A 24,441-nucleotide genomic window follows, 5' to 3' on the forward strand; every position below is an offset into this window, starting at 1 on the left:
GCCAGATGACGAGTTTCGTCCTGACCGTTACATGCACGTCCACACGCGGCATCGTGGCCGCCATTTCGGGTTTTCTGGCGGAGAAGGGTTGCAACATCGTCGATAGCTCGCAGTTCGACGATCTTGAGACAGGCCGCTTCTTCATGCGCGTCGGCTTCATCTCGGAAGAGGGCGCGACCCGCGAGGAACTGGCGGCGGGCCTCGAGCCGATTGCGAAGACATTCGGCATGGAGGTCGGGCTCTACGATCAGGCGAAGCGCACGAAAGTGCTCTTGATGGTGTCGCGCTTCGGCCACTGCCTCAACGATCTGCTCTACCGTTGGCGCATTGGCGCGCTGCCGATCGATATCGTCGGCGTGGTCTCCAACCATTTCGATTACCAGAAGGTCGTCGTCAATCACGATATCCCCTTCCATCACATTCCGGTGACGAAGGAGAACAAGCCACAGGCCGAAGGCCGGATCATGGATATTGTCGAAGGCAGCGGCACGGAACTGATCGTGTTGGCTCGCTATATGCAGGTCTTGTCCGATAGAATGTGCGAAGCGATGTCCGGCAAGATCATCAATATTCACCACTCCTTCCTGCCAAGCTTCAAGGGTGCCAATCCTTACAGGCAGGCGTATCAGCGCGGCGTGAAGCTGATCGGTGCCACAGCCCATTATGTGACTGCCGATCTCGATGAGGGCCCGATCATCGAGCAGGACACCGTGCGCATCACCCATGCCCAGTCGCCGGAGGATTATGTCTCGCTTGGCCGTGACGTGGAGGCGCAGGTGCTGGCGCGCGCCATCCATGCCCATATCCATAAGAGAGTGTTCCTGAATGGCAACCGCACCGTCGTCTTTCCGCCAAGCCCCGGCTCTTATGCTTCGGAGCGGATGGGATAAAGGTTTGATAGCAGGCAAGCAGTGCCCATTGTCATCTGGCGATTGCCATCATCATGCAGCGTCGCTAAATATTTTGGTACGCCATAATATTAAAAGCCAAATCCTGATTCTGCCCTGAGCACGACCAGGCAAGCGACAGATGAGGTGATACCATGAACGATGCTTTGCCGGGAAATGCCATTCGCGTTGAACGTCCGACGAAAACCTTGAGAGAGCTTGCGCTCGACAAGGTCCGGGATGCGATCGTAAATGGCTACTTTCGTCCAGGGGATCGTCTGGTAGAGCGCGATCTTTGCGCGCAGCTTGGAGTTTCGCGTACCATCGTTCGCGAGGTTCTGCGTCATCTGGAATCCGAAGGGCTGGTGGCCAACCTGCCAAATAAAGGCCCGATCGTCGCATTGCTTGATCTGGACGAGGCGAAGCAGATTTACGAGATCCGCGGTGCGTTGGAGGGAATGGCTGCCCGGCTCTGCGCCGAACGACGCGATCCTGCTATCGTTGCGGCGCTGGAAGCATCGCTTGATCAAATTCGCAAGAGTTACGCGAAAAAGGACATGGCAGGCGTTCTTGCGCATACCTCGTCTTTCTATCAGACGCTGTTCAGCAAGGTTGATCGGCATGTGGCCTGGGGTGTGGTCAATCTTCTCACCGTTAGGATCAACCATCTTCGCTCCATGACGATCAAGACCAAGAGCCGCGACACCGAAGGCCCGGCACAGATGGAGAAGATCGTAGAGGCTATTCGCCAGGGAGACGGCGACGTCGCTTACCAAGCGGCGCTCGATCATGTGGCCAGCGCCTGTGCGATAGCCGAGGCCGTTTTGACGGCACAGAAAAACGCCGAAGCTTAGCCATTCGGCACGCAAATATTCTACGGTGCGGCGGTTCAGCGCGACCAGCCGTTGGCGTGCTGTGCGTAAATTCATCTGAAATTACAATAGTTTATAAAATTTACGTCACCTTATTGACAGACAAATTCGTTTGATGTGATGGTATGCCATAATCAATAATATAAAGAGTGGAGCTCACAATGAACTGGAATCCGAAATTTCGGAAATGCGAAACCGTGTCTGTCAAAGCCCTTCTGGCAGCTGCTAGCCTTTTGCTGTTTTCAACCGCAGCCCTTGCTCAGGATTGCAAACCGAAAATTGCAGATAGCTTACTGATAAAGCCAGGCCATCTCGTTATGGCGACAAGTCCGACACTGCCACCGATGGCCTATGCCGATCAGCAGGGTGTGCTGAAGGGCTTGCGCATCGAGCTGGGTTATGAAATCGCCAAGCGTCTCTGCCTCAAGCCCGAATATATCAGCACGGAATATGCAACCATGGTGCCGGGTCTGCAGGGTGGACGTTGGGACATGATCAATGCTGGACTGTTCGTAACGGCAGAACGTCGCAAGATCCTATTTATGATCCCCTACGAAAACCTGGCGATCAGCATCTCCACCGCAGTGGGTGCATCAGATCCGATCACCAAGGTTGATGATCTGGCCGGCAAGGCGGTCAGCACAGATATCGGCGGGTATGCGGAGCGCAAGATCAAGGAATTGAATGAAGACTTCAAGAAGCGTGGTCTAACGCCGATGACCATCAATCTCTTCGACAATTACGCTACCGTCTACCAGGCATTGCGTGCCGGTCAGGTGCAGGCCGCCGTATCGATCGATCCGGTCGCCAAGCAGTATCAGGATCGTGGTGAGTTTACCCACGCGCTGTCTGGTATGTATCCGACCCCCGGATCGCTTTCCTTCGGCAACAAAGACGTCGCAGAGGCCGTGTCTGCCGCTCTCAAGGAGATGAAGGCCGACGGATCGCTCGAAAAGCTGATGGCAAGCTACGGTGTTGGCATGGCACCGGGCGATCTTTCCGTTCTCGGCCCTGAAGGCTGAGTTTCATCCATCCCGACTTTCAGCGCGGCGGATGCTCTCCGCCGCGACCGTTACGGCATGCAATGGAGATCGACGTGAAGGGTTGGAACTGGGAAGGCTTTTTCGAATATCTGACGAATTTTTATCTCTTCGAGGGCGCGCTGGTTACGCTCGGCCTTACCATATTCGCTATGACGGCGGGTTTGGCTTTGGGCTTTATCATCGCCGTAATGCGCATGTCGAAGTACCGCATCCTCTCCGGTCCGGCTTACTTCTACACGTGGATCTTTCGTGGCACACCGCTTCTGGTCCAACTGATCATCATCTATACCGGCCTGCCGCAGATCGGTATCAAGTTTACCGTGGTGCAATCGACGCTGATTGGTCTCTCACTTTGCGAGGCCGCCTATCTGTCCGAAATCGTTCGTGCCGGTATTGCCGCGGTGCCGAAGGGGCAGGTCAATGCGGCACGCGCAATCGGTATGACGGAGGCGCAGGTCATGCGCTACATTGTGGCGCCACAAGCATTCCGCATCATCATTCCGCCGCTCGGCAACTCCGTCAACGGTGTGCTTAAGACCACCTCAATCGCCTCGATCATTTCCATGGAAGAGCTTCTGCGACGCACGCAGGTCCTCATTCAGGAGAAGTTTCTGGTTCTGGAGCTCTTTACCGTCGCAGCTCTCTACTACCTCGCCATGACAACCGCATGGGAACTGATCCAGCGCCGCATCGAGAAGCGGTTCGGCAAAGCCTACGGCCCAATGTCTGCTGACGCGCATTAAGGAGAGCAGGATGTCACAAGCAACCGGTATGATCGAACTGCACTCCGTCAACAAATGGTATGGACCCACTTTTCAAGTCCTGACCAATTGCAGCCTCAACGTCGCCAAGGGTGAGGTCGTTGTGATCTGCGGCCCCTCCGGCTCAGGAAAGTCGACGCTGATCAAATGCGTCAACGCGCTGGAAACGGTGGGCAACGGTGTCATCGTCGTCAACGGGGTCGAGGTCACGGATCCAAAGACCGATATGCCCAAGCTGCGCTCCAAGGTGGGAATGGTGTTTCAGCATTTCGAACTCTTCCCGCACATGACGATCCTCGAAAATCTCTGCATCGGGCAGGAAAAGGTTCTGGGGCGCTCGCCGGATGAAGCGCTCGCCAAGGCCAATGCTCTGCTTGAGCGGGTTGGGCTGACGGCACAGGCCCGCAAATATCCAGGCCAGCTGTCAGGCGGGCAGCAGCAGCGTGTGGCGATTGCCCGTGCGCTTGCGATGGACCCTGTCGCGATGCTCTTCGATGAGCCGACTTCCGCGCTCGATCCGGAAATGATCAACGAGGTTCTCGATGTCATGGTGTCGCTTGCCCAAGAGGGTATGACGATGATGGTCGTCACCCATGAAATGGGATTTGCCCGCAAGGTGGCCGATCGGATCGTCTTCATGGATGGCGGAGAGATCGTGGAGATTGGCGAGGGCGACAGTTTCTTCACCCATCCCAAGACGGAACGCGCGCGCTCCTTCCTGTCGAAAATCCTGGCGCATTAGGGTCGCTGCGGTTGATGCGCATCTGAGGCCTGCGTTGCAGATGGAATTCAAATTTTCTTAGAGCGACGGAGACTACAATGATAAACCGTGTCCTGATGCCGCGCGAACTGCTGATCGGTGGCGGAAGTCGATTTCGATTGCCGGGCATTGTCAAATCGCTCGGTGTTCGCCGTCCACTGCTTGTCTGTGATCCGGTCATGCGGAAGTTCGGCCATGCTGATGCCCTCTTGCAGGCTCTTGCCGATGAGGATGTCGACGCCGCGATTTTCTCCGACGTGGTGGAAGATCCTACAGACATCACCATCCAGTCCTTGGTGGATCGGATTTCAGATGGAAGCCATGATGGCTTGGTCGCGCTTGGTGGGGGCAGTGCTATCGATACTGCCAAGGCGGGCGCAATCGTTGCTACAAGTGGTGAGGAGCTGCGAGCGCTGAAGGTACCGCGCATCGTCGATTTCACGGTAATGCCAGTCGTCGCCATCCCGACGACTGCGGGAACCGGCTCCGAGGTTACGCGTGCTGCGGTGGTAACCGATACGGGCGCCAGCGAAAAAATGTTGATCCTCGGCACTGCGGCTTTGCCGGTCGCGGCCATCATCGATTATGAGCTGACACTGACTTGTCCCTATCGCGTCACGGTGGATACCGGCATTGATGCGCTGACTCATGCGCTGGAGGCACTGGTCAACCGGAATGGCAATACCCACGCCGAGGCACTGGCGCTGTCCGCGTTGAAGCTCATCGGCGCTCATCTGGAGCGGGTCGCGAACGATCCAAACGACCGGACGGCACGCGAAGCAATGATGCTCGGTGCCACCCATGCTGGACTTGCGGTTTCCAATACCTCTACAGCCCTGATCCATGGTTTGAGCCGACCGATTGGCGCCTTTTTTCACGTGCCTCACGGCATGTCGAATGCCATGGTGCTGCCGCTGGTGACGCAGTTTTCCTTGAATGCCGCCTTGCCGCGCTATGCGGCGGCGGCTCGCGCGCTAGGGTGCGCCACGTCAGACGATAGCGACCCTGTTGCCGGAGCTAAGCTGGTGGAGGCGTTCATCGGTCTCAACAAAAGACTGAAGGTGCCCACCCCGGAAGAATTCGGGATCGAGAGGAGCCGGTATCTCGGCCTCCTGCCGGAAATGGTGCGACAGGGGCTTGCCTCAGGAACGCCTGCAAACAACCCGCGTATTCCGAATGAGGCGGAAATGACTCATCTCTATGAACTCGCCTATGACGGGCGATTGGAGGCGGTATAGAATTTAAGTTATTGGAAAAATAGATTTATTTTAAATTTTCCTCTGCATGCATCCAGTTCTTGACAGCATAATATTATGGCATACCATAAGACATCATAACGACGGAGAGAGCGCCCATGTCCATCCAGATCCGCAAGACATTGTTGCAGGTCGAAACGACGTTGATAGAGGGAGGCAAGGCGGCTGCAACGCCGTTGAAGCTGTTTGCCGCACTGGCCGTGGTGAAAAATCCCTGGGCAGGAAAGGGCTTCGTTGATGATCTGAAGCCGGAAATCCACGCGGCTGCGCCAGTGCTTGGCGAAGTGCTGACCAAGATGATCCTTGATGCCGTTGGCTCGGGAGATGCGGTCGAAGGCTATGGGAAGGCTGCGGTCGTCGGTCTCGACGGCGAGATTGAACATGCATCGGCACTGATCCATACCTTGCGTTTCGGTAATCATTACCGTCAGGCCGTCGGTGCCAAGTCCTATCTCGCCTTCTCCAACACGCGCGGCCCCGGCAATGCGCCGATCATGATCCCACTGATGGACAAGAATGACGAAGGTCGCCGCTCCCATTATCTGACAATCCAGACCTCAATTCCCGATGCTCCGGCAGCTGATGAGATCATCGTTGCGCTCGGCGCGTCCGTTGGTGGCCGGCCTCACCATCGTATTGGAGATCGCTATCAGGATTTGAAAGATCTCGGCCAGGACGTTGCCAATCCGGCCGGCGTTTGAGGGCCGCACTGATGCAGGACGCTCTCAGTTCACCCGCAGTCCATGTTGACAAGGCAACGGCACCGACGTTGCCACGGAAGACGACCGCGGGCGGCGCTGCCTACTTCGAAGCGGGGGAGGGCGAAAACCTCATCCTCATTCATGGCGTTGGAATGCGTCTCGAAGCCTGGCAACCACAAATCGAGGCGCTCTCCCGGAGCCATCACGTCATCGCCGTCGATATGCCGGGGCATGGTGGCAGCAGGCGCCTTCCCGAGGGAAGCACGCTCCAAGAGTTCGTCAGCTGGTTCGGACGCTTTCTCGATGACCTGAAGATTACGCGCGCCAACGTTGCGGGCCATTCCATGGGCGCTCTGATTTCGGGTGGTGCCGCGGCAACCTTCGGGGACCGGGTCACGCGGGTGGCTTATCTGAATGGTGTCTATCGCCGCGATCCAGCGGCAAAGGCTTCTGTTCTGGCGCGTGCTGCCTCGATCCGGACAAACGGCGTGGACAAGCAAGGCCCACTTTTGCGCTGGTTCGGCAATGACCCGAAGAGCATCCATGCGCGGGAACTGACACGCAACTGGCTGGATATGGTCGACCCCGAAGGTTACGCGGTCGCTTACAATGCCTTTGCCGGTGGAGACGAGACCTATGCGGGTTGCTGGCCGTCCGTCGCATGTCCCGCGCTTTTTCTCACTGGCTCTGACGATCCCAATTCGACGCCGCTGATGGCGGAGCAGATGGCGGCGATTACGCCACGGGGTTACGTCCGCATCGTGGATACCCATCGCCATATGGTCAACCTCACCGCGCCAGAGACTGTGAACGCATTGATGGCCGAATGGCTCGCTATCGAGGAGGAGGCGAAATGACCGTTCCATCACTTGACCCACGCGCCCTGCGCGATGCTTTCGGCGCCTTTGTAACAGGGGTCACAATCGTCACGACACGGGACGATGCCGGTAAGCCGATTGGCTTTACCGCAAACTCCTTCACCTCCGTTTCGCTCGATCCGCCGCTGCTTCTGATCTGCCTTGCGCGCACGTCGCGTAACTTCGCCACGATGACGGCGGCGAAGACCTTTGCCGTCAACATTCTTTCCGAAGGCCAGAAGGACCTCTCCAACACCTTCGCTCGTCCTGTTGAAGATCGCTTCGCCGCTGCGGCTTGGCAGGTCGCGCCGAATGGGTCGCCGATCTTTACCGAAGTTTCGGCGTGGTTCGAGTGTTCGATGCAGGAGGTGATCGATGCGGGCGATCATGTGATCTTGCTCGGCCGCATTTCGGCTTTCGACAATAGCGGGCGAAATGGCCTCGGCTATGCTCGCGGGGGTTACTTCACCCCCATGCTGGCCGCCAAGGCCGTGTCTGCCGCGGCTGAAGGCGAGGTCGCCGTCGGGGCGGTTCTGGAGCGGCATGGCGAGATTTATCTCCTGGGCGAAGATTGGCTTTCGCTTCCAGCTTGCGTGGTTGCCGGTGGGGATCCGGTGGCGGCGCTAACCGACCGGCTTGAGGAACTCACAGGTTTATCGATCAGGACTGGCTTTCTTTATTCGGTTTACGAAGACAAAGCCGATGGCCGGCAGCACATCGTCTATCATGCTCTAGCTGAAGGCGATGGAGCCCCACGCGAAGGGCGCTTCTTCGAGCCTGACGCGCTGACCTCGGCAATATTCGAATCCGGTGCGACTGCGGACATCGTCCACCGCTTCGCACTGGAAAGCTCCATCGGCAATTTCGGCCTTTATGTCGGCAATGAAACCGCAGGCAAGGTTCATCCCGTTTCGATCAAGGGTGCCCGTCCATGAAATTCTCGCTGTTCGTTCATATGGAAAGGCTCGACGCCTCCCAGGACCACAAGACCCTTTATGAGGAATTCGTCCAGCTCTGTGAGATCGCCGACAGGGGTGGGATGCATACTATCTGGACCGGTGAGCATCACGGCATGGATTTCACCATTGCGCCCAACCCCTTCGTGACGATTGCCGATCTCGCCCGCCGGACCAAGACCGCGCGTCTGGGAACCGGCACGGTGATCGCGCCCTTCTGGCATCCGATCAAGCTTGCCGGCGAAGCCGCGATGACCGATCTCATCTGCGACGGTCGCCTCGACATCGGCATTGCCCGCGGCGCCTATTCCTTTGAATATGAGCGACTGCTTCCTGGCCTCGATGCCTGGGGTGCGGGGCAGCGTATGCGTGAGCTCATCCCAGCGGTTAAAGGCGTATGGGCCGGTGACTACGCCCATGATGGGGAGTTCTACAAATTCCCGTCGACAACATCGGCTCCCAAACCCTTACAGCAGCCATTCCCGCCGATCTGGGTAGCGGCGCGTGATCCAAACTCGCATGAATTTGCCGTTGCCAATGACTGCAATGTGCAGGTCACCCCGCTTTGGCAGGGCGATGATGAGGTCGAGACCCTGATGGGCCGCTTCAACGACGCCTGTGCCAAGAGCCCGGAGAAGCCGCGCCCGAAAATCATGCTGCTTCGCCATACCTATGTCGGCTCCGATGATGCAGATATCGCGCGAGCCGCGCATGAGATGAGCGTCTACTACAACTACTTCTTCGCCTGGTTCAAAAACGAAAAGCCCGTTCACCAGGGCCTGATCGAGCGCATCCCAGCGGAAGACATAGTGAGCAACGCTATGTTGTCTGCCGAGGTGATGCGCACGAACAACGTTATCGGCAATCCGGATGATGTGATCGCCCGGATCAAGACCTATGAGGCGATGGGCTATGATGAGTATTCGTTCTGGATCGATACCGGCATGAGCTTCGAGCGGAAAAAGGCATCCCTCGAACGATTCCTTTCCGATGTCATGCCAGCCTTCAAGGAGTAAGCGGATGCACCGTTTCCAATGTTACATCGACGGACGGTTCGAAGATGGCGAAGGGCAGTTTGCAAGCGTCGATCCCGCTACTGGCGAAGGATGGGCGCAGATGCCGGAAAGCCGGGAGGCGGATGTCGGACGCGCAGTCGACGCTGCGCACCGGGCGCTCTATGATGACGCTGTGTGGTCTAAACTCACCGCGACGCAACGCGGCAAGCTCTTGTATCGGCTTGCCGATCTGGTGGCCGAGAATGCGAAGACGCTGGCCGAACTCGAAACGCGCGACACTGGCAAGATCATTCGAGAGACCTCGGCGCAGATCGCATATGTCGCGGAATATTACCGTTATTATGCCGGGCTTGCCGACAAGATTGAGGGCGCCTATCTGCCGATCGACAAGCCGGATATGGATGTCTGGCTGAGGCGCGAGCCCGTGGGCGTCGTGGCGGCAATTGTGCCGTGGAACAGCCAGCTGTTTCTCGCGGCGGTCAAGATCGGTCCGGCGCTTGCGGCGGGTTGCACCATCGTCATTAAGGCATCGGAAGACGGACCTGCACCGCTTCTGGAATTTGCACGGCTGGTGCATGAGGCGGGCTTCCCCCCAGGCGTTGTCAACATCGTCACCGGCTTCGGCGCCTCTTGCGGCACGGCGCTGACGACGCATCCGAAGGTGGCGCATATCGCCTTTACCGGCGGACCGGAAACAGCACGCCATATTGTGCGCAATTCGGCGGAAAACCTCGCATCCACATCGCTGGAACTCGGCGGCAAATCGCCTATCCTCGTCTTTGCTGATGCCGATCTGGAAAGCGCTGCCAATGCGCAGGTCGCAGGCATTTTTGCCGCCACCGGCCAGAGCTGCGTTGCGGGCTCTCGGCTGATCGTCGAGCGCAGCATCAAGGATCGTTTCCTCGATATTCTGAAGGCAAAGGCAGAGGCGATCCGCATCGGCTCACCGCTGGACATGGCCACCGAAGTCGGCCCGCTCGCAACGGAGCGGCAGAGGAAACACATCGTCTCGCTGGTCTCGGTGTCTGTTGAGGCAGGCGCGAAGGTGGTGACCGGCGGTGAGGCGATCGATGGGGATGGCTACTTTTACCGCCCGACCATTCTGGATTGTGACGGCATCCGCTCGCCCTCCATGGAAAGAGAATTCTTCGGCCCTGTACTGTCTGTGATGTCGTTCGATACGGAGGCAGAAGCGGTCTTGCTTGCCAATGACACCGTCTACGGCCTGGCGTCCGGCGTCTTCACGCAGAACCTGACACGTGCCCACAGGTTGATGAAGGCGATCCGTGCCGGAATCGTCTGGGTCAATACCTATCGGGCGGTGTCGCCGATCGCGCCCTTCGGTGGCTTTGGCCTTTCCGGCGATGGCCGAGAGGGAGGTCTTGCCGCTGCACTTGATTATACCCGCACCAAAACCGTGTGGCTGAGAACGTCCGACGATCCTATCCCCGATCCATTCGTGATGAGGTAAGCCGATGTTCTACGAAATCCGCACCTACCGGCTGAAGAACGGAGCAATTCCGGCCTACCTCAAAGTCGTGGAAGACGAGGGTATCGAGATTCAGAAAAGTCATCTTGGCGAACTTATCGGATACTTTTTCTCCGAAATCGGGCCGATCAACGAGATCGTGCATATCTGGGCCTTTTCCAGCCTGGACGACCGCGAAGCGCGCCGCGCACGGCTGATGGCCGATCCGCGTTGGCTCGCCTTCCTGCCAAAAATCCGCGATCTCATCGAAGTCGCTGAAAACAAGATCATGAAACCGGCTGCATTTTCGCCCTTGAAGTGAAGCGCTGCCGATCACGATACGCATACCAATAACAAGCTCAAAAGCGGAGTAAGGGAACATGAAATCGAAACTGGTATTGACGACATGCGCAGTTATTTTTGCCCTTGGAACATCCGCCAAGGCGGAAGATCTGGTGTTCTCCAGCTGGGGAGGCACCACGCAGGACGCCCAGAAGGCGGCATGGGCCGATAAATTTACGGCGTCGACCGGCATCAATGTGGTGCAGGATGGCCCCACCGATTATGGCAAGCTGAAAGCCATGGTCGAAGCGAATAGCGTCACTTGGGACGTGGTGGACGTAGAGGGTGACTATGCGGCACAGGCCGGACCGAAAGGCCTGTTGGAAAAGCTCGACTTCAGCGTCATCGACAAATCGAAGCTCGATCCCCGCTTCGTCACGGATTACTCCGTCGGCAGCTTCTATTATTCCTTCGTCATCGGTTGCAATGTCGATGCGGTTGAAGCCTGCCCAAAAAGCTGGGCCGATCTCTTCGATACGACGAAGTTTCCGGGCAAACGTACCTTCTACAAATGGTCCGCTCCCGGCGTCATCGAGGCTGCACTTCTGGCCGATGGCGTGCCCGCCGACAAGCTCTACCCGCTCGACCTCGACCGCGCCTTCAAGAAGCTAGACACCATCAAGTCCGACATCGTCTGGTGGTCGGGCGGTGCGCAGTCGCAGCAGTTGATCGCGTCTGCGGAAGCACCTTTCGGGAGTGTCTGGAATGGCCGCATGACCGCACTTGAGAAAAGCGGTGTGAAGGTCGAGACGTCCTGGGAGCAGAATATTACCGCAGCGGACTCGCTCGTTGTTCCAAAAGGAACGAAAAACAAGGATGCGGCGATGAAGTTCATCGCATTCGCCACCTCGGCGCAGCCGCAGGCGGAAATGGCGACGGCAACGGGTTATGCGCCGATCAATATCGCATCCGCCAAGCTCATGGACCCGGCGGTTGCCAAGACTTTACCGGACCAGCAGACCGCAAGCCAGGTCAATGCCGACATGGGTTACTGGGCGCAGCATCGCGATGAGATCGGAGAGCGCTGGTACGCCTGGCAGGCGAAGTGAACCAAGCCGAATGAAGCAGTGACGCGGGCGCTTTTGGCGTCCGCGCCGTTTTTCTAGTTCCGGGAGGTTCGGACATGGTTTCACTCACCAATGATGCAGTCAGCCCGAAAGCGCGCTCCAGGCTGCCTTTCCGCCCCGGCAACTTTGTGGCCACCCTGCCGGCGTTGCTTCTGATTGTTCTGTTCTTCGTCGTCCCGGTTGTCATTCTTCTGAGCAGAAGCGTTACAGAACCGGTTTTCGGTCTTGGAAATTACGCGGCCCTTCTCGGTAGTTCGACCTATCTGAAGATCTTCTTCAACACCTTTGCAGTCTCGGCACTGGTGACGGTGGTGTCTCTGGTTATCGGCTTTCCGGTCGCATGGGCGTTGGCTATTATGCCCTCGCGTCTGGCGTCGATCATCTTCGCGATATTGCTGCTATCGATGTGGACCAACCTTCTCGCGCGCACCTATGCCTGGATGGTGCTGTTGCAGAGAACAGGTGTCATCAACAAGACATTGATCAATCTCGGCATCATCGACAAGCCGCTTGCGTTGGTTAACAACCTCACCGGCGTGACGATCGGCATGACCTATATCATGCTGCCCTTTATCATCATTCCGCTCTATGGTGTCATCCGCAAGATCGACCCGGCCATCCTTCAGGCAGCGGCGCTGTGCGGCGCGACCCGCTGGCAGGCCCTGACGCGCATTCTCATTCCACTTGCGGCGCCTGGGATGATGGCGGGTGCATTGATGGTCTTCGTCATGTCGCTCGGTTACTTCGTCACGCCAGCGCTGCTCGGCGGAACCGCGAACATGATGCTCGCGGAACTGATCGCCCAGTTCGTTCAATCGCTGGTCAATTGGGGCATGGGCGGTGCGGCGGCTTTCGTGCTGCTGGTCGTTACTCTGGCCCTCTATGCGATACAGTTGAAGTTCTTCGGCGCCGCCGGGGCAGGGGAGCGCTGACATGCTTTTGAATTATAACAGCCTTGGCGTCTGGAAATGGCTGCTGCTCTTCATCACGCTTCTAACGGCCGCCTTCCTCATTCTGCCCATCATCTTCATAGCGGCGCTGTCTTTCGGCTCGTCGCAGTGGCTGATTTTTCCACCGCCCGGCTGGACACTGAAGTGGTACGCAGATTTCTTTGCCGACCCGCGCTGGCTGGAAGCGGCCTGGACAAGTTTGCGAATTGCCGCGATGGTCACGGTCTTATCGGTGCTGATCGGCCTTGTCGCATCCTTTGGTTTGGTGCGTGGACGCTTCATTGGCCGCACCACGTTGCGTGCGTTGTTCATGACGCCAATGATCCTGCCCGTGGTCGTACTTGCAGTTGCGCTTTACGCCTTCTTCCTCGAGCTCGGACTGGCTGGCACCACTGTGGGCTTCGTCATTGCTCATCTTGTCGTGGCTCTGCCGTTCTCCATTCTGGCGCTGACCGGTGCGCTCGAAGGCTTTGACAAGTCGATCGAGGATGCGGCGGTCCTGTGTGGCGCTAGTCCGCTTCAGGCGAAAATCCGCGTCACCTTGCCTGCCATCAGCCATGGCTTGTTTTCCGCGGCGATCTTCTCCTTCCTCACATCCTGGGATGAGGTTGTGCTGGCAATTTTCATGGCAAGCCCCACTTTGCAGACGCTTCCGGTGAAGATCTGGGCGACGCTTCGCCAGGATTTGACACCGGTGATCGCCGCTGCGTCGACACTTCTCATCGCGGTGACCATCATTCTCATGCTGCTTGTTGCCGCCGTGCGAAAAGGACTGAAAACATGACACAGCCACTCCTGCAAATTCGCGGTATTCGCAAGCAATACGGGCCCGTTATTGCCGTTCAAAACGTCAATCTCGATGTGCAGCCGGGCGAATTCATGACCTTTCTCGGTCCGTCCGGTTCTGGAAAAAGCACCACGCTTTACATCCTGGCGGGCTTCGAACAGCCGACGGATGGCGATATTCTGTTGAATGGCCAAAGCCTGCTGTCAACGCCGTCGCATAAGCGTAATATCGGCATGGTGTTTCAGCGCTACACCCTTTTTCCGCATCTCTCCGTTGGCGAAAACATCGCTTTTCCGCTGAAGGTTCGCGGTAAAGGCAAAGCAGAAATCGATGCCAAGGTGAAGGAGATGCTGCGGCTTGTGCGGCTTGAAGGTTTCGAAGACCGAAAACCTGCACAAATGTCCGGCGGGCAGCAGCAGCGTGTGGCCCTGGCCCGCGCCCTTGCCTACGATCCGCCCGTTCTCCTGATGGATGAGCCGCTGTCTGCCCTCGACAAGAAGCTCCGGGAAGAAATCCAGTTTGAGATCCGCCGCATTCATCAGCAAACGGAAGTGACGATCCTCTATGTTACCCATGACCAGGAAGAAGCGTTGCGTTTGTCCGACCGGATCGCCGTATTTTCAAAAGGTGTGATCGACCAGATCGGAACGGGTCCGGAACTCTACGCCCATCCTGCCACCCGTTTCGTCGCGGAATTCATCGGAGACAGCGATTTCATCACCTGCGATCTCCTTGCCGCATCTGGCGGTCGCGCAACGGTTTCTCTTGGGCCGGACATCGTTTTCGGCGATGTTCCGATGCATGGAGAGGCCGCGCCCGGTAAAAAAGCCTCGCTGATGCTGCGACCCGAACGACTGCACCTCAGCCGCACTCCGCCCCAGACCTCAACCCGCTTCCAAGCCACGGTCAGCGATATCACCTTTCTTGGCAACAATGTTCATGTCGTTACCCGGACTGATCTCGGGGAGCCGGTCGCTGTACGCCTGCCATTCGGCCATGAGGCAATATCAGGCCTCAACCGCGGTGATCTTGTGCATCTGGGCTTTGAGCCCGCGTCAGCACAGGTCTTCTGTCGAGAACAAGGATGAGATGGGCAAATCTGTCTCATTCCGACATCGGGCATCGATCAACAGATATCGGTGTCTGGTACTTCAGTGTAATTCGTTGAAAACTGATCAAACGGCTTTCCTGCCATTGCTCCCATTGCTCTTCGACCCTTGCGATCAAGTGTGCGCTTAATGCCGATCAAACGCTCCTAACTCTGCGGAGCCAGTCGGCTGTTCCTTATCGTTACGCTGAAATCTGGGCAATCCAGCGTGGCCTCACCTTGTTTTCTGGCCATACGGCAAGGGTTCAACAGTCGATGCGGGCACAAAGTCCTAATCGATGAACCACCGCCGGATAAAAAGTGTTGAACGGACGGAAGCTGATCTCCAGTGAATTTCAAAAGCCGGAGATTTTCCACACAAACTAAGAGGCCGCGGTTTTTTGCGCTTCTAAACGACGTGAGCGCCATTGCCAGCACGGCGTTCGGATCGAGAACTGGGTTGCAGACTATACTCGTTATAGAGCGTGAGGAGAATGAGATGGATCAGAGCAGGCGGACCGAACCCTATACATTGGAGCAACTTCAACAAAAATATTCTCTGAGCATCTCGAGAGCAGCCGATGTCATGGATCGCTTCGGTGGAGACAGGGCCTTGATCGACAAGATAATGAAAAGGCGCCACCAAAATCAGGGCGATGGTCATCGAAAAGCGATACAGCCAGCTGCTATTGATCCTTGATTTTAAATGCTACCGCTTTCGTGAGATGGTCGATCGATCTGTGAAACCGAAATCGATCTTCAAATTTTTGGAGTCGAAACCCGGTCCAAAGTCATCACGCAACCTTCTGCTTTGACTACCCTGAGGCAGTTTTCAACCAAACGAAACTCTGGCAGCCTACTGCACCAGTAGAGATGATTGGTTCGCGCCGATTCTAACACCATCTGCAGACACGGAGATCGAAGTGCGTACGAGAAGAGACGTGCTTAAATACTTCATGACCCTACCCTTGGTTGGACGAGGAGCGGTGTCGTTGGTTGTTGTGCAAGTTTCGCAGATTGCCGGCATTCAGGCCGCTGTTGCTCAAGGTAGAGGTGGTGGTAATGGGAATGGCGGGGGCAACGGCGGCGGGAATGGTGGCGGCAACGGCGGAGGAAACGGTGGCGGCAATGGAAACGGAAACAGTGGTGGCAACAGCGGCGGAAACGGGAACGGTGGCAGAAGCGGCAACGGCAGTGGAAGCGGCAAAGGCAACAGCAATGGCGGTGGCAGAGCATCGGACGCTGATGGAGCCGAGAATTCAAATGGGAATGAAGCGGGTGGCCGGCAGTCGGGGCAGGGTCTTGAAGTGCGTCACTCCAATGGAATCACTGAGACCTTAAGAAGAGGACGCTATTCAATGCGTGACAATAAGGGTCGGGTCATCGTAGATCGTCCTGCAACGGCGAAGGATCGTTCAAGGTTTCAAGCGACCAATTCAGACTAGGTCCGATCTCTCCATAACAGTGCAGCTTCCGTGCGATTGCTGACCTGTAACTTTGCAAAAATCCTTGTCACGTGATGCTTCACGGTTTTCTCATGAAGGCCTAACTTCCGTGCCACGAGCTTGTTGCTCATCCCGATAGAGATGAGATCCATCACCTGCCGTTCTCTGTTGCTTAATTCCTGACGCTGCTCGATGAGCTCCGATGCCGCCTTTCGTTCGGCCAGCAATTTCGCACCGAGTTCGGTGGGAACGTAACGTCCGCCGCCAGCAATGGTCCGCAATACCTGGACCAATTCACGGGAGCCGACGCCTTTGAGAGCATATCCCGCTGCTCCAGACTGGATTGCTATCTGAAGATCATCGACGCGCTCAGATGCGGTGAGAATGAGGATACGGATAGAAGGAGACAGGCTCAATATCGACCTGATAGCGGCTAGCCCGTTGCCGGGCATCGATATATCCAGAAGAATGACGTCCGGGGTGAATTTGGCGGCTAGCGCCAACGCCTCGTCGGCATTCCCGCCTTCGCCCAGAATGTCGAAACCACATTCCCTCAAGCTCTGCGATACACCCGAGCGAAATATAGGGTGATCATCAACGATGACGACTTTGATGTTTTCTGTCATTGATCGCTCACATCGATAGTATCCAATCTCATGGTGAGGTGCGTTCCGTTCGACGATGTCCGAACTTCGAAACGACCACCGAGACTCTCAATTCGTTCTTTAAGGCCTGACAATCCGATGCAGTCCGGTCCAATCTCGTCGAGTGAAAAGCCGCTACCGGCGTCTGAAACGATAGCGACGATCTGCGCGCCCTCCTGTCTGAGTGACACGCTCTGATCCGCCGCCGCCGCGTGGCGCCAACCGTTGTTCAGACCTTCCTGCACGAAGCGGTAAGCACAGATCTTGACGGGAACTCCGACCTTCGCGTCCACATCTTCGATGGAGGTCGTTACACGTGTTCCAGCTCGGGATTGATAATGCTCAATCGCTCGTCCTACGACGTCTTCGATGGGCAAATTTTCTATATCTGGCAAGACGAGGCCCCGGCAGATGTTGCGAATATCCCGGATAGCTTCATCAAGGCTGGCCTTGATCGTTGTCGTCTCAGACTCCCGTTCAGCCCTGCTCGTCTGATCGCTAAGAAACTTCTCGCTGTCCACCCGCAGTGCTGCGTAGGCGATGAGCTGCGCGGGTCCATCGTGGAGATCGGCACCAATCTTGCGCAGCAGCCGCTCGTTCAAGGCGACCGAGCGCTGTGATCCTTTTTGCAAGCGGCGCGCCAGATTCTCTATCTCGCTCAGCTGACGCCTGATCATCCTGCTGCCTTTGAGCACGATTGTGGAAAGAATTGCGAAAAAGGCAGAGGCAACGGCGATGACCACGATCCAGCTTTTCAAGCGTGCCCGCGCCAGGCTTCTCTCAAGATCGACGGCCCGTTCATAAAACTCCGCAACGGCAACCACCTCTCCAGACCAGGGCTGCAAGATCGGATTATAGATTTCCAGAAGGGGTTCGCCGAGCGCTCGTTCCGCATCGCTTTCGGGATCTCCGACCTCGTCGAAATGTACGACAAGTTGCCCGGCGAACGCCTTCTTTCGGTTCTCGCCAGGGGGCACAACCATGTTCATCAGCCGTTTGTCGTTGGAGTAGATAATGGTTCCATCTTCTGTCCACAGACGAAACGAAACGAGGCGTCTGCCCAACGCCCCCTGTCCGAGTGTTTCATCCAATGTTCGTTCGATGGAATCGTCGAGTTTCGTCGATCGGGTGAGATCGGGTAGGATTGGTGCAATGATGCTGTCGACGTACAGTGCCGTGGTCGAACCTGCATTCCTCGTTACGGTCTCAACGATTTGACCCGTAACGAACACGCCAATCAGCACCGTTCCGCACAACGAGACGAGACCACCAGCGAGGAAAAACTGTTGGGCGAGCGAAAGAGACCCCAAGGCCTTAGATGAAAGACGGGCGATTTCGCCACCTAACATAGTCACTCGCCTACCTGTCATCACTCTGCCGTGGAGGTTCATCTCAACGAACTTTAGATTAAATTAATTTATGATTTGGATGAAGGATCGTGGGTGGAGGAGACCTACTTCATATACGAAACGACTTATTTAAGAATCATGAAAAAGCCCGCCGGACGTCACAATCCGGCAGGCTTCGCCATCAGTTGATAACCTGCACGACTTTTCGCGTGGAAGGTTCAACGATGACTCTCTGTTTATTGACGATGGCATAAGAGTATTTCGGTTCATCCGGAACCTGGTGAACGACCACCGTTGTAGGCAGCGGCTCGCCAACAACGACCTTTTCCTGAACGACAACCGTGTCGGTTGGCATAGGCGCCTCACGGACATAGGTAACGACACGCGGTGGCGGCGGATCGATAGCTGCGCCTGCGACAGCGCCCACCACGCCCCCAACTGCCGCGCCGACCGGGCCGCCGACGATTGCGCCAGTAACCGCGCCGCCAGCCGCGCCGGTAACGGTCGACTCCTGAGCCTGTGCTGCGCCTGCGACCAACATTGCGAGGGCCAGGAAAGAAAGCTGTTTCATCTGCATGGGTGTTCTCCTTGGACAGAATTTCAACACCCCATCAATATTTTCGACCTGCATCCGTTCCGGGCGTAGGACTTTGTGCCCTAGTCGCGGTGGCGCTTGATCAGAGCGTTGCGACCAAAGTCCTATGGCGATCGGACTGAGTACCCAAGCGCGGAACGCTTCCCACCCAATCTACTTTGGAACGGCACCTGCAACCGCAGGCAAAGAGCAACACTTGCCAAGGTGGAAACACATGAAAACCCAAGTCCTCGCTGTGACGGCTGCAATGATCGTTATCGGCACATCGAGCGTTCTGCACGCGCAGACCGTTGTGATCAGCCCAGAACAGGAAGTGGTCATCCAAAAATACGTAACCGCGCACACGGTCACTTCGGTGGATGTGCCCAACGTCGATGTCGTGGTTGGCACTGCCGTTCCAGAAACGGTGGAGCTGCACAGGATCGATGCGCCAGACGTCGCCTATAGCTACGTCGTCGTCAACGGAAAGACAGCAATCGTCGATCCCGGCACCCGCAAGATCATTCGGATCATGAATTAAGCCGGCAACCTGAACGATTGATGGAGGAAAACATGTCACATACCCCGAAGATGGCTATTCTGGCCGCACTTGTCGCAAGTACTACCCTGTCGCCATTTGGCGCGGTGGCACAGGACGCTTCGCCAGACACGAACAGCCAGACCAACCCCGCGCTACTCCCAAAAAAGCAAAACCCGCCAAACGTCTCTGTTGAGACCAAGGGTGGTACCGAAGTTGGAAAGGGAGGCGGAAAAGCGGAGGCGACTGGTCAGTCAGAGATAAAAACGCCAGCAGCAGACACAAACTCTGCGGTTCGGACGGAAACTCAGGCGAAACCAGCCATGAACGCCGGGGCGGCTTCACAGAAGAAAGATGTAAGGGGTGAGAGCGCAGGAAGCACCGATGGGACCCAGCCTACCGGGAAAGCAAAGGTCGAGTCCAACTCGTCGGGAATGAACAAGAAGGCTGGAGCCACCACGTCATCGGAGACTTCACACACCACTGAGACCCCGAAAGGCACGGACGCGACACGTCCTTCCGCGACAACAACCGAAACCACAGGCAATGCGGGTTCGAAAACCGGTGACGTCTCCGGCGCGGCATCTGCGACGGCACAGGAAGACAAAAACGGCTCTAACGTGAGCATCAACGTTACCACTGAGCAGCGCACCGAAATCCGAAATGTCATTGTCGAGAACAAAGTCGAAGCCGTCCGTCCGACATTCAGCGTGTCGGTAGGGACCGCAGTTCCAAGAACTGTGAAGCTGCACAAGCTCCCCGCGCGGATGATCAAGATCGTGCCCCAGTACCGCGATTACGAGTACATCGTTCTTTCCGACGAGCGGATCATCATCATCGATCCTGTAAGCTACGAGATCGTCTACGTGCTGACGATCTGACGGTTTCGCTGCCTCTCATCGAACTGTTGACCGCCGCCGCGCGACCAACAGTTCGATCGGCCCATTCTGTGCCCAGAGCTCAAAAAAATATCGTCTCGCTGCTCTGCCTGTCTCTCGATGTTTTGGTGATGCACCCCATGCAAAACGTTATTGTCGGCTCCGTTCTATTTCTTTGCTCATTGCCCGTTATCGGCGGCGGAATGAGGATTGCTTCCGATTTCAGGCCGAAATCCGTCTCTCCTATCGTTCTTGATGTAAGTCAGGAACCGTTGTGGACAGCGGAAGTGAAGCGCGTTGATCCAAGGGAGCAAGCCTATGAACGTCTGCCACCCGCCTTTATCGATGCCCCCAAACTACTCGCTTCCCATAGCGGCTCTCGAAGCGAGCCACTGAATAGGGGCGGCACGCCGCTGATGGAAAAGACAGCCGAGACCGACGTTGAAGCCAAGGCAGATGAATGGTGCTCCAACAGATACCGGTCTTACCTGAAGGTGGACAAAAGCTACCAACCATTTGGCGGCGGCCCACGTCAGCGCTGCATCCCACCGACGGAGGTAGCGCAGCCTGAAACAGGGCAGCAAGTCGCTTCGCTTGACGATAATCACGTCGCCTCGTGCATGAGCCGATATCGGTCCTACCGGGTCGAGGACAATTCTTATCAGCCCTTTTCGGGGCCGAGAAGACAATGCCAGCCCGGTTCGCAAATGGCGTATGAGCACTATAGAAGAGTTTCACTCGCCCAACAGGCTTCCAACTAGTCTCCTCTGCAGTCGTCCAGCGAGCACGCTCGCGTCGATATTGTTGTGTCGATTCCTAAGAGCGGGCTTCATCGGGCGGACTATGGGGGCGGGACGATCAAGCGATCGCATGAATTTCCCGTTCGTTCGCAGCTGGACTTAGCCTTGTTCCAATTAAACAAGGATCCCAGCGGGATAATGTCGTGGTAATGGCACAATCTAATTGCCGCGAGCGACGGCACGAAATGCATTCGGCGTCATGCCAGTGGTGTTCTTAAAGGCACGGGTGAAGTTGGCATGAGATGAGAAGCCGGCGGCCAAGGCCACGGCTTCAATCGTCCAGTTTTCGTCGGAGAGCCTTTGCTTGGCGAGCGCCATTCTCTTGTCGTTGACGAAGACATGCGGGCTTTTGCCTGTTGCCAGTTTGAACGCCCGGGTAAAATGCCCCACACTCATGCAGGCAATGGACGCCAGATCGGTGACGGTGAGATCGTTGTCCAGATGAAAATCCACATACTCCTCGACACGGAGGAGCCGCTTGCTGTCCAGTGGCTTTTCCGCTCTTACGGTTCCCGAAGGCGTGACTGGACTACCGGAGTAAGAGCGAATGAGATGGGCTGATAGCGACACAGCAAGAGTTTCGATAAATAGCCGGCCTCCGGCGCTCTCGCTGGACATTTCACGTAAGATTTGATTGGCCGCAAATTCGATGAACGGATCCTCGTCGATCGCTTCATAGCGAAGTTCGATGCGCGCGGGATCGAGATCGTATTCCCGTAATATGGTGTCGGAAAAGGGCCGTCCCGGCAGAAAGATGTGAAGGCAGTCGTCCATCTGCTCTGAAACGGAGATGAACTCTTCTTCCACGCCGGCGGGACAGAGCCAGATCGTGCCCCGCTTGGCCACGGTGTGTTGACGCATGCCGCCGCCGCGCCGATCCACGACAGATCGGCCGCGCAGAAGCACCGCGATCTCCGTGTCGCGCGGCACGAGGGAGGGCAGTTCTCCAGCCTCATGTCGCCAACGTTCCGCCAGCAGGTTGCCCCAGCCGTTGGCGTTCGAGGTCTGAACCATGGTTCCGGTGACGTATTTATCGACGGAATGACCAAGCAAGTGTCTTCTCCGCGCTTATAGGTTTCGCCAATAGAACTCTATGCAAGATCCAGGCCAGTCGGCGTTCGGACCGATTTTCGCACAAACGGAATAGCCAATCGCAGAAGCGGATAAAGGCAAGCCCTAAAGAGACTGTCAGACTGCTCACAATTGAAGCACTGCCTATCGAAGGCGCAATGACTTGGAGTTGAACATGTCACGCACAACCGTTGTCGGAGCCTGCCCCCATGACTGTCCCGATACCTGCTCCATCCTCACCACCGTCGAGGACGGCAAGGCGATCGCCGTGCGCGGCAATCCGGACCATCCGTTTACGCGCGGGCGTCTGTGCGTGAAGGTCAACAACTATCAGGATCGAGTCTACAGCGACAAGCGCGTGCTTTACCCTATGCGGCGCTCCGGCCCGAAGGGCAGCGGTCAATTCACGCGGATTACATGGGACGAGGCGCTGGCGGAGATCGCTGCGACGTTCAAGGACATCATCGCAACCGACGGTGCGCAGGCGATCCTACCCTATAGCTATCTCGGCACGCAGGGGATCATCAACGGGCTGAATGTCGGCGATCCCCTGTTCAACAAGCTTGGCGCAACGGTCAGCGAGCGCACCTTCTGCGATTCCGGCTCCTGCACAGCCTATATGATGACCATCGGTCATACGCCGGGGGTTGATCCGGAGGCCTTCATCCACTCGAAATACATCATCCTCTGGGCCTGCAACACGCTCAGTACAAATTCGCATCACTGGCCCTTCATCGAGCAGGCGAAGAAGAACGGCGCGAAGCTGGTGGTGATCGACCCCGTGCGCACCCGCACAGCGCGCCTGGCCGACTGGCATATTCCAATCCGGCCGGGAACGGATGGCGCGCTGGCCATGGCGATGATGCATATCATCATCAAGGAAGGGCTGATCGACCGCGACTATATCGATGCGCATACGGTGGGCTTTGCCGAACTTGCCGAGCGGGTGGAGCAATACACGCCGGAATTTGCCTCTGCCGAAACCGGCATCCCGCTGGAGGATATTTATACGCTGACGCGGGAATATGCCTCGACACCACCTGCCGTCATCCGCATTGGCGTTGCGGTGGAACGCCATGCCGGCGGCGGCCAAACAGTGCGCTCCATTGCCTGTCTGCCAGCGCTGATCGGCGCCTGGAAACATGTCGGCGGCGGGCTTCTGCAATTGCCGATCTGGGCATTCCCCGTCAATTGGGGTGGATTGATGCGCCCAGACCTTCAGCCGGAAACGATGCGGGTGATCAATTCCTGGCAGCTTGGCCCGGCCTTGACTGGCGAGCTTCCGCTCGATCCACCCATCCGCTCGCTGTTCGTCTACAATGCCAATCCGATGTCCATGGTGAGCCAGCAGGGTAAGCTGGAAACAGGTCTCGCGCGTGATGATCTCTTCACTGTCGTCAGCGAGCATTTCATGACCGATACGGCTCGCTACGCGGATATTCTTCTGCCTGCCACGACCCAACTCGAGCAGAAGGACATTATGTTTTCCTGGGGCCATCTCTATCTGTCTTACAACAATCCGGCGATTGAGCCGCTCGGAGAGGCCGTGCCGAACACCGAACTATTCCGGCGGCTTGCCGGAGCGCTCGGGATCGACGATCCGTTCTTCCATCGCTCGGATGACGAAATGATCGCGCAGTCGATGGACTGGGCAAGCCCTGTGATGGAAGGCATCGACCTGGAGACGCTGAAAGAGAAGGGCTATCTCAGGCTGAACATGCCCGCCGCAGGCGAATGGGCGCCACACCGCGACGGCAACTTTCCGACACCGACAGGAAAATGCGAGTTCAAGTCGACACTTGCGGAAACCGGCAATTTCGTCGTCCCGCTCTTCCGCCAAGGGTATAATGGCGATCAGTCGGGAGAGCCTGTCGATCCGCTGCCGCACTATATCGCGCCGAACGAGAGCCCTGCCAGCGCTCCGTCACTTGCCGGTAAATATCCGTTGAGTCTTATCTCCCCAAAGAGCCATGCTTTTCTCAATTCGAACTACGGCAATCTGCCTGCACAGCTGGCTCAGGCCGGTGAGGAACAAGCCGTTATCCTCCATCCGAGCGACGCCGATCTTCGCGGCATCACCGCCGGTACGCCTATTCGCGTCTTCAATGATCGCGGTGTCTTCGAGGCGTTTGCGACGGTTTCGCAAGATGTGATGCCCGGTGTGGTGGTCGCACCTGCCGGTTACTGGCAGCGCTCGAACCGTCGCGGGCCGACCGTCCACGCGCTGACGCCGCCGGCATTCGCCGATCTCGGACGCGCCCCGACTTTCTCGGATGTGCTGGTTGAGGTCGCTCCAACGTGACAGCCCTTGTCGGCTTCGGCACCAATTAGA

At 56.9% G+C, this 24,441-nt stretch carries 26 protein-coding genes; 22 read left to right on the plus strand and 4 right to left on the minus strand.

Going from position 1 to position 24,441, the window contains the following annotated elements; genetic code table 11:
* Nucleotides 1-5: 5 nt before the first annotated feature.
* From purU to QE435_RS09010, 18 genes are all read left to right on the plus strand, one after another.
* Nucleotides 6-890 carry a formyltetrahydrofolate deformylase gene (purU, locus tag QE435_RS08925; protein ID WP_349041021.1) on the plus strand — a complete coding sequence of 295 codons (885 nt, stop codon included), beginning with the start codon at nt 6-8 and terminating at the stop codon, nt 888-890.
* A 152-nt stretch (nt 891-1,042) separates the two neighbouring features.
* Nucleotides 1,043-1,741 (plus strand): GntR family transcriptional regulator, encoded by a 699-nt coding sequence (locus tag QE435_RS08930; protein WP_306927537.1) that lies wholly within the window; start codon nt 1,043-1,045, stop codon nt 1,739-1,741.
* Between the two features lie 179 nt (nt 1,742-1,920).
* A complete protein-coding gene (locus QE435_RS08935; RefSeq protein ID WP_349041022.1) occupies nt 1,921-2,781 on the plus strand; it encodes an ABC transporter substrate-binding protein in 861 nt (286 codons plus the stop codon).
* A gap of 74 nt (nt 2,782-2,855) precedes the next feature.
* Nucleotides 2,856-3,545, plus strand: a complete 690-nt coding sequence (locus QE435_RS08940; protein ID WP_306927534.1) for an amino acid ABC transporter permease — start codon at nt 2,856-2,858, stop codon at nt 3,543-3,545.
* 28 nt (nt 3,546-3,573) lie between these two features.
* On the plus strand, nt 3,574-4,305 hold the full coding sequence (locus QE435_RS08945) for an amino acid ABC transporter ATP-binding protein (RefSeq protein WP_306930131.1): 732 nt from the start codon (nt 3,574-3,576) through the stop codon (nt 4,303-4,305).
* 77 nt (nt 4,306-4,382) lie between these two features.
* On the plus strand, nt 4,383-5,561 hold the full coding sequence (locus QE435_RS08950; protein WP_349041023.1) for an iron-containing alcohol dehydrogenase: 1,179 nt from the start codon (nt 4,383-4,385) through the stop codon (nt 5,559-5,561).
* A 116-nt stretch (nt 5,562-5,677) separates the two neighbouring features.
* Nucleotides 5,678-6,280, plus strand: a complete 603-nt coding sequence (locus QE435_RS08955; protein WP_349041024.1) for an amino acid synthesis family protein — start codon at nt 5,678-5,680, stop codon at nt 6,278-6,280.
* Between the two features lie 11 nt (nt 6,281-6,291).
* Nucleotides 6,292-7,137 carry an alpha/beta fold hydrolase gene (locus tag QE435_RS08960; RefSeq protein WP_349041025.1) on the plus strand — a complete coding sequence of 282 codons (846 nt, stop codon included), beginning with the start codon at nt 6,292-6,294 and terminating at the stop codon, nt 7,135-7,137.
* Nucleotides 7,134-8,072, plus strand: coding sequence for a flavin reductase family protein (locus QE435_RS08965; RefSeq protein ID WP_349041026.1), 939 nt, complete (start codon nt 7,134-7,136; stop codon nt 8,070-8,072). Before QE435_RS08960 ends, QE435_RS08965 begins: the two co-directional genes overlap by 4 nt.
* Complete coding sequence (locus QE435_RS08970; protein WP_349041027.1) at nt 8,069-9,109, plus strand: LLM class flavin-dependent oxidoreductase; 1,041 nt, start codon at nt 8,069-8,071, stop codon at nt 9,107-9,109. Before QE435_RS08965 ends, QE435_RS08970 begins: the two co-directional genes overlap by 4 nt.
* A 4-nt stretch (nt 9,110-9,113) precedes the next feature.
* Entirely contained in the window at nt 9,114-10,580 is a 1,467-nt protein-coding gene (locus QE435_RS08975; protein WP_349041028.1) for an aldehyde dehydrogenase, read from the plus strand.
* Nucleotides 10,581-10,584: 4 nt separating this feature from the next.
* Complete coding sequence (locus QE435_RS08980; RefSeq protein WP_306927522.1) at nt 10,585-10,899, plus strand: NIPSNAP family protein; 315 nt, start codon at nt 10,585-10,587, stop codon at nt 10,897-10,899.
* A 58-nt stretch (nt 10,900-10,957) separates the two neighbouring features.
* Nucleotides 10,958-11,968, plus strand: a complete 1,011-nt coding sequence (locus QE435_RS08985; RefSeq protein ID WP_349041029.1) for an ABC transporter substrate-binding protein — start codon at nt 10,958-10,960, stop codon at nt 11,966-11,968.
* A gap of 74 nt (nt 11,969-12,042) precedes the next feature.
* Nucleotides 12,043-12,918, plus strand: coding sequence for an ABC transporter permease (locus QE435_RS08990; protein ID WP_349041030.1), 876 nt, complete (start codon nt 12,043-12,045; stop codon nt 12,916-12,918).
* Nucleotide 12,919: 1 nt separating this feature from the next.
* Nucleotides 12,920-13,720 carry an ABC transporter permease gene (locus QE435_RS08995; protein WP_349041031.1) on the plus strand — a complete coding sequence of 267 codons (801 nt, stop codon included), beginning with the start codon at nt 12,920-12,922 and terminating at the stop codon, nt 13,718-13,720.
* Complete coding sequence (locus tag QE435_RS09000; protein WP_349041032.1) at nt 13,717-14,811, plus strand: ABC transporter ATP-binding protein; 1,095 nt, start codon at nt 13,717-13,719, stop codon at nt 14,809-14,811. The genes QE435_RS08995 and QE435_RS09000 overlap by 4 nt, the downstream gene beginning before the upstream one ends.
* A gap of 498 nt (nt 14,812-15,309) precedes the next feature.
* Nucleotides 15,310-15,510, plus strand: a complete 201-nt coding sequence (locus tag QE435_RS09005) for a hypothetical protein (protein WP_349041033.1) — start codon at nt 15,310-15,312, stop codon at nt 15,508-15,510.
* Between the two features lie 368 nt (nt 15,511-15,878).
* A complete protein-coding gene (locus QE435_RS09010) occupies nt 15,879-16,151 on the plus strand; it encodes a hypothetical protein (protein WP_349041034.1) in 273 nt (90 codons plus the stop codon).
* A gap of 100 nt (nt 16,152-16,251) precedes the next feature.
* On the opposite strand, the gene QE435_RS09015 is transcribed toward QE435_RS09010, so the two are convergent.
* From QE435_RS09015 to QE435_RS09025, 3 genes are all read right to left on the minus strand, one after another.
* A complete protein-coding gene (locus tag QE435_RS09015; protein WP_349041035.1) occupies nt 16,252-16,881 on the minus strand; it encodes a response regulator transcription factor in 630 nt (209 codons plus the stop codon).
* Nucleotides 16,878-18,248 carry a sensor histidine kinase gene (locus QE435_RS09020; RefSeq protein WP_349041036.1) on the minus strand — a complete coding sequence of 457 codons (1,371 nt, stop codon included), beginning with the start codon at nt 18,246-18,248 and terminating at the stop codon, nt 16,878-16,880. Before QE435_RS09020 ends, QE435_RS09015 begins: the two co-directional genes overlap by 4 nt.
* Before the next feature lie 181 nt (nt 18,249-18,429).
* Nucleotides 18,430-18,825, minus strand: a complete 396-nt coding sequence (locus QE435_RS09025; RefSeq protein WP_349041037.1) for a DUF1236 domain-containing protein — start codon at nt 18,823-18,825, stop codon at nt 18,430-18,432.
* 232 nt (nt 18,826-19,057) lie between these two features.
* Here QE435_RS09025 and QE435_RS09030 point away from each other — a divergent pair, with 232 nt between their 5' ends.
* From QE435_RS09030 to QE435_RS09040, 3 genes are all read left to right on the plus strand, one after another.
* The gene (locus tag QE435_RS09030; RefSeq protein ID WP_306927502.1) at nt 19,058-19,363 is read left to right on the plus strand and encodes a DUF1236 domain-containing protein; all 306 of its coding nucleotides are present in this window, start codon (nt 19,058-19,060) and stop codon (nt 19,361-19,363) included.
* Nucleotides 19,364-19,383: 20 nt separating this feature from the next.
* Entirely contained in the window at nt 19,384-20,241 is an 858-nt protein-coding gene (locus tag QE435_RS09035; protein WP_349041038.1) for a DUF1236 domain-containing protein, read from the plus strand.
* Between the two features lie 137 nt (nt 20,242-20,378).
* Nucleotides 20,379-20,999, plus strand: coding sequence for a BA14K family protein (locus QE435_RS09040; RefSeq protein WP_349041039.1), 621 nt, complete (start codon nt 20,379-20,381; stop codon nt 20,997-20,999).
* Between the two features lie 198 nt (nt 21,000-21,197).
* Here QE435_RS09040 and QE435_RS09045 read toward each other — a convergent pair whose 3' ends face one another.
* The gene (locus tag QE435_RS09045; RefSeq protein ID WP_349041040.1) at nt 21,198-22,091 is read right to left on the minus strand and encodes an AraC family transcriptional regulator; all 894 of its coding nucleotides are present in this window, start codon (nt 22,089-22,091) and stop codon (nt 21,198-21,200) included.
* A gap of 193 nt (nt 22,092-22,284) precedes the next feature.
* Between QE435_RS09045 and QE435_RS09050 the strand changes: the two genes are divergently transcribed.
* Entirely contained in the window at nt 22,285-24,411 is a 2,127-nt protein-coding gene (locus tag QE435_RS09050; protein ID WP_349041041.1) for a molybdopterin-dependent oxidoreductase, read from the plus strand.
* Nucleotides 24,412-24,441: the final 30 nt, after the last annotated feature.

This window comes from Agrobacterium sp. SORGH_AS 787 (assembly GCF_030819035.1).
In the GTDB taxonomy this organism is placed as follows: Bacteria; Pseudomonadota; Alphaproteobacteria; order Rhizobiales; family Rhizobiaceae; genus Agrobacterium; species Agrobacterium larrymoorei_B.

Coding starts and splice junctions, on each gene's coding strand:
- purU (WP_349041021.1), top strand. CDS start 6: ATGACGAGTTTCGTCCTGACCGTTACATGCACGTCCACACGCGGCATC.
- QE435_RS08930 (WP_306927537.1), top strand. CDS start 1,043: ATGAACGATGCTTTGCCGGGAAATGCCATTCGCGTTGAACGTCCGACG.
- QE435_RS08935 (WP_349041022.1), top strand. CDS start 1,921: ATGAACTGGAATCCGAAATTTCGGAAATGCGAAACCGTGTCTGTCAAA.
- QE435_RS08945 (WP_306930131.1), top strand. CDS start 3,574: ATGATCGAACTGCACTCCGTCAACAAATGGTATGGACCCACTTTTCAA.
- QE435_RS08950 (WP_349041023.1), top strand. CDS start 4,383: ATGATAAACCGTGTCCTGATGCCGCGCGAACTGCTGATCGGTGGCGGA.
- QE435_RS08955 (WP_349041024.1), top strand. CDS start 5,678: ATGTCCATCCAGATCCGCAAGACATTGTTGCAGGTCGAAACGACGTTG.
- QE435_RS08960 (WP_349041025.1), top strand. CDS start 6,292: ATGCAGGACGCTCTCAGTTCACCCGCAGTCCATGTTGACAAGGCAACG.
- QE435_RS08965 (WP_349041026.1), top strand. CDS start 7,134: ATGACCGTTCCATCACTTGACCCACGCGCCCTGCGCGATGCTTTCGGC.
- QE435_RS08970 (WP_349041027.1), top strand. CDS start 8,069: ATGAAATTCTCGCTGTTCGTTCATATGGAAAGGCTCGACGCCTCCCAG.
- QE435_RS08975 (WP_349041028.1), top strand. CDS start 9,114: ATGCACCGTTTCCAATGTTACATCGACGGACGGTTCGAAGATGGCGAA.
- QE435_RS08980 (WP_306927522.1), top strand. CDS start 10,585: ATGTTCTACGAAATCCGCACCTACCGGCTGAAGAACGGAGCAATTCCG.
- QE435_RS08985 (WP_349041029.1), top strand. CDS start 10,958: ATGAAATCGAAACTGGTATTGACGACATGCGCAGTTATTTTTGCCCTT.
- QE435_RS08990 (WP_349041030.1), top strand. CDS start 12,043: ATGGTTTCACTCACCAATGATGCAGTCAGCCCGAAAGCGCGCTCCAGG.
- QE435_RS08995 (WP_349041031.1), top strand. CDS start 12,920: ATGCTTTTGAATTATAACAGCCTTGGCGTCTGGAAATGGCTGCTGCTC.
- QE435_RS09000 (WP_349041032.1), top strand. CDS start 13,717: ATGACACAGCCACTCCTGCAAATTCGCGGTATTCGCAAGCAATACGGG.
- QE435_RS09005 (WP_349041033.1), top strand. CDS start 15,310: ATGGATCAGAGCAGGCGGACCGAACCCTATACATTGGAGCAACTTCAA.
- QE435_RS09010 (WP_349041034.1), top strand. CDS start 15,879: ATGGCGGGGGCAACGGCGGCGGGAATGGTGGCGGCAACGGCGGAGGAA.
- QE435_RS09015 (WP_349041035.1), bottom strand. CDS start 16,881: ATGACAGAAAACATCAAAGTCGTCATCGTTGATGATCACCCTATATTT.
- QE435_RS09020 (WP_349041036.1), bottom strand. CDS start 18,248: ATGTTAGGTGGCGAAATCGCCCGTCTTTCATCTAAGGCCTTGGGGTCT.
- QE435_RS09025 (WP_349041037.1), bottom strand. CDS start 18,825: ATGCAGATGAAACAGCTTTCTTTCCTGGCCCTCGCAATGTTGGTCGCA.
- QE435_RS09030 (WP_306927502.1), top strand. CDS start 19,058: ATGAAAACCCAAGTCCTCGCTGTGACGGCTGCAATGATCGTTATCGGC.
- QE435_RS09035 (WP_349041038.1), top strand. CDS start 19,384: ATGGAGGAAAACATGTCACATACCCCGAAGATGGCTATTCTGGCCGCA.
- QE435_RS09040 (WP_349041039.1), top strand. CDS start 20,379: ATGCAAAACGTTATTGTCGGCTCCGTTCTATTTCTTTGCTCATTGCCC.
- QE435_RS09050 (WP_349041041.1), top strand. CDS start 22,285: ATGTCACGCACAACCGTTGTCGGAGCCTGCCCCCATGACTGTCCCGAT.